We start from the raw sequence: 3381 nt of genomic DNA on the forward strand, positions 1-3381 counted from the left end.
GCGTCCCTATCGCCGGTTGCCAGGGCGGGTCGCCGTAGCCTTGCGGCCACACTGGCGGGGGAGAGCGCAGGGCCGGGCGCCGTAGCCGCTCCCTTCCGGACCGCTCACGGTTCCCGATGCCGCTGAAGCGCCCGGTTGCGGTCGGCCAGAGCCTCAGGGACGGGAGAGGGTGGAGAGACCCCACAGCTCGGCGATGCGGCCGTCCCGTACCCGGAAGAACTCCATCATCGTGGGAGGCTCGTCCGCCAGGGTTCCGTGCAGGGTCGTGCGGACGGCGACCCCGTCTCCGCCGGAGAGCATGTCCTCGACGAGGACCCTGAGGCCGGGAAATGTCGCGTGCATTCCGGCCCAGGCCTTCATGACGCTCTCGACGCCGACGGTGCCCAGGGGGTGGCTCACGAAGTCCGCCGAGAAGATCGTCCTGGCGGCCGCGACGTCACGGGTGTTGAACGCCTCGTACATGCGGTGCGCGAGGACCTTCGCGTCGTCTGTCATCTGCTTCACTCCTGTTCGGAGGGTATGCGTGCCACGTTGGCGCGCAGGCGGCCGAGGACCCGCAGCACGGTCTCCCGCTCCTCGGCGGTGACGCCGTCGAGGAGCCGCACCTGGTAGTCCTGGTGGGCACGCGCCAGCCCGGCGGCGGTCCGTTCGCCTCGGGGGGTCAGCCCGGCCAGGGTGTACCGGTTGTCCTCCGGGTCGATGCGACGGCTGACCAGTCCCTCGGCCTCGAACTCCTTGATGAGGCGCGTGACGCTCGCACCGTCGATCGCGAGGGTGTGGCGCAGGTCGCTGTGGCTCGTCTCACCGTTTCGCCACAGCCGCATCAGCGTCTGGAGACGGTGCCCGTTCATTCCCACATGGCGGGAGAACGCCTGCCGTACCTCGGCACAGCCGCCCATCAGGTCCTGGAAGAACCTGTCCTCGGGGGTTTGGAGCCGTTCCACGGCCACCTCCTTGATCCGATCTTCTATTGAAGAGATCAAGAGTTGACATGTCAAAGGGTTTGGTCGAGGGGCGGCGAAGGCGGCTCGGGGCGTGACTACCCTGGAGGGCGTGAGCCGTACTGAGAAGTCCGAGGACCTGTTCGCCCGCGCCCGCGAGATCGTCCCGGGAGGTGTCAACTCCCCGGTCCGGGCCTTCGGCGCCGTCGGCGGGACCCCCCGCTTCATGGTGTCCGGCCAGGGCCCCTACATCACCGACGCGGACGGCAACCGCTACGTGGACCTCGTCTGCTCATGGGGTCCGATGATCCTCGGCCACCGCCACCCGGCCGTGGTGGAGGCCCTGCAGGAGGCACTGGCGGGCGGCACCTCCTTCGGTACGGCGACGCCCGGTGAGGTCGAGCTCGCCGAGGAGATCGTCGACCGGGTCGCGCCGGTGGAGAAGGTCCGCCTGGTCAGCTCCGGCACCGAGGCCACCATGTCCGCCGTACGGCTGGCCCGCGGCTTCACCGGCCGGTCCAAGGTCGTCAAGTTCGCCGGCTGCTACCACGGCCACGTCGACGCCCTGCTCGCCTCGGCCGGGTCCGGCCTGGTCACCTTCGGCCTGCCCGACACCCCCGGCGTCACCGGCGCATCGGCCGCCGACACCGTCGTGCTGCCCTACAACTCCGTCGAGGCGGTGACCGAGGCGTTCAGGGCCTTCGGCGACGAGATCGCCTGCGTCATCACCGAGGCGTGCCCGGCCAACATGGGCGTCGTCCCACCCCTGGACGGGTTCAACGCCACGCTCCGCGAGCTGTGCACCGCGCACGGGGCCCTGCTGATCATCGACGAGGTGCTCACCGGCTTCCGCGTCTCGGAGGCCGGCTGGTACGGCCTCGACCCGGTGGACGCCGACCTGATGACCTTCGGCAAGGTCATGGGCGGCGGGCTGCCGGCCGCCGCGTTCGGCGGCCGGGCCGACGTGATGGCCCACCTCGCCCCGGAGGGCCCGGTCTACCAGGCGGGCACACTGTCCGGTAACCCGCTGGCCTGCGCCGCGGGCCTGGCGACCCTGCGCGGCTGCGACGACGAGGTCTACGACCGGATCGACGCCGCCGCCCTGGTGATCGGCCGCGCCGCCGCCGACGCCCTGGCCGCCGCCGGGGTACCGCACCGCCTGCAGCGCGCCGGCAACCTGTTCTCGATCTTTTTCACCGAGGACCGGGTCACGGACTTCGCCACGGCCCAGAAGCAGAACACCGCCGCCTACCGCGCGTTCTTCCACGCCATGCTCGACCAGGGCGTCTACCTGCCGCCGTCGGCCTACGAGGCGTGGTTCCTGTCGGCCGCCCACGACGACGAGGCCCTGACCCGCGTGGCCGAGGCCCTTCCCCTCGCCGCCAAGGCCGCCGCCCAGGCCGGCTGAGAACCGTTCCTCAGCCGGCCCACGGCGATTCCGTCGAGCCGACGGGCCAGGCCCTTCTACGCGTCCAGGTCGATGTCGATGGGGAAGGGCACCGGGACGGTCAGACGCCCGTGGTGGATGCCGGTGAGCCCGTACGCGCCGGTGGCCGGATCGAGCTCGTAGACGTAGACGACGGGCCTGCCGTCCTTGCTCTCCACGCGCCAGAAGTACGGGATACCGGCCTCGGCGTAGCGGAACGGCTTGGTCTTGCGGTCGCGATCCTCGGACTCGGGTGAGACGACCTCGACGACGAGCCGAACCTCGGCGGGCGTGTAGAACGTCCGCTCGTCGTCGGCGGCCGCCCGCGCGTCGACGACCGAGACGTCCGGACAGGGCCGCATCCGGTGGCCGAGCCTGATGTCCATCTGGTCCACCGCCGCCAGTTCTTCCGGCGCCTGGTCGTCGAGCGCCTCCGTGAGGAGGCGGACCATGCGCTGGTGGAACCGCTTCCGGGGGGACATGAAGACGAGCGCTCCATCGATGAGTTCGACGTGTTCGAAGAAGCCGGGCTCGCCGTTGGGTCCCTCCGCCGGAAGACGATCGAGGTCGTCGGCGGTCCATCCCCAGGGGGCGGAGAAGGCCAGTACTCCAGGGCGCTGCTCACGTCGGTCACCGCAACATCGTCTCCGTCACCGGGTGTGTTCATTCGGACCGTATCCGTTGCCCTCCCTCCATTCTCTCCCCTTCGCCCCCGATCTCTTCACCCCATGACCGTTGCACCGCTCCCCCTCCCACCGTCCACGTTCCCCCGGCGAATCCGTGGGTGGCCTGGCGCTCCCCTTTTCCCGTTTCCCTCGGCATTCCCACTCCCCGGGTGGAGACCGAGAGCGGAAAAGGAGAGGAAGCCATGACCGATCCGAAGGAAGAGTGGCTACGGCGGGCACCATGCGCGGTCCGGAAGGGAGCGGCTACGGCGCCCGGCCCTGCGCTCTCCCCCGCCAGTGTGGCCGCAAGGCTACGGCGACCCGCCCTGGCAACCGGCGATAGGGACGC

At 70.4% G+C, this 3381-nt stretch carries 4 protein-coding genes; 1 reads left to right on the top strand and 3 read right to left on the bottom strand.

The genetic code is table 11. From position 1 onward, the window contains the following. Window positions 1-153 precede the first annotated feature (153 nt). Both IEZ10_RS38325 and IEZ10_RS38330 read right to left on the bottom strand, forming a co-directional pair. Window positions 154-495, bottom strand: coding sequence for an ester cyclase (locus tag IEZ10_RS38325; protein WP_189251400.1), 342 nt, complete (start codon window positions 493-495; stop codon window positions 154-156). A 5-nt stretch (window positions 496-500) separates the two neighbouring features. Further along, the gene (locus IEZ10_RS38330; protein ID WP_229812098.1) at window positions 501-944 is read right to left on the bottom strand and encodes a MarR family winged helix-turn-helix transcriptional regulator; all 444 of its coding nucleotides are present in this window, start codon (window positions 942-944) and stop codon (window positions 501-503) included. A 109-nt stretch (window positions 945-1053) separates the two neighbouring features. On the opposite strand from IEZ10_RS38330, the gene hemL reads away from it, so the two are divergent. After that, window positions 1054-2349 (top strand): glutamate-1-semialdehyde 2,1-aminomutase, encoded by a 1296-nt coding sequence (gene hemL / locus IEZ10_RS38335; RefSeq protein ID WP_189251401.1) that lies wholly within the window; start codon window positions 1054-1056, stop codon window positions 2347-2349. A 56-nt stretch (window positions 2350-2405) separates the two neighbouring features. Here hemL and IEZ10_RS38340 read toward each other — a convergent pair whose 3' ends face one another. Then, window positions 2406-2849, bottom strand: a complete 444-nt coding sequence (locus tag IEZ10_RS38340) for a Uma2 family endonuclease (protein WP_229812099.1) — start codon at window positions 2847-2849, stop codon at window positions 2406-2408. Window positions 2850-3381 lie beyond the last annotated feature (532 nt).

The organism is Streptosporangium pseudovulgare, from assembly GCF_014648055.1.
Taxonomy (GTDB): domain Bacteria; phylum Actinomycetota; class Actinomycetes; order Streptosporangiales; family Streptosporangiaceae; genus Streptosporangium; species Streptosporangium pseudovulgare.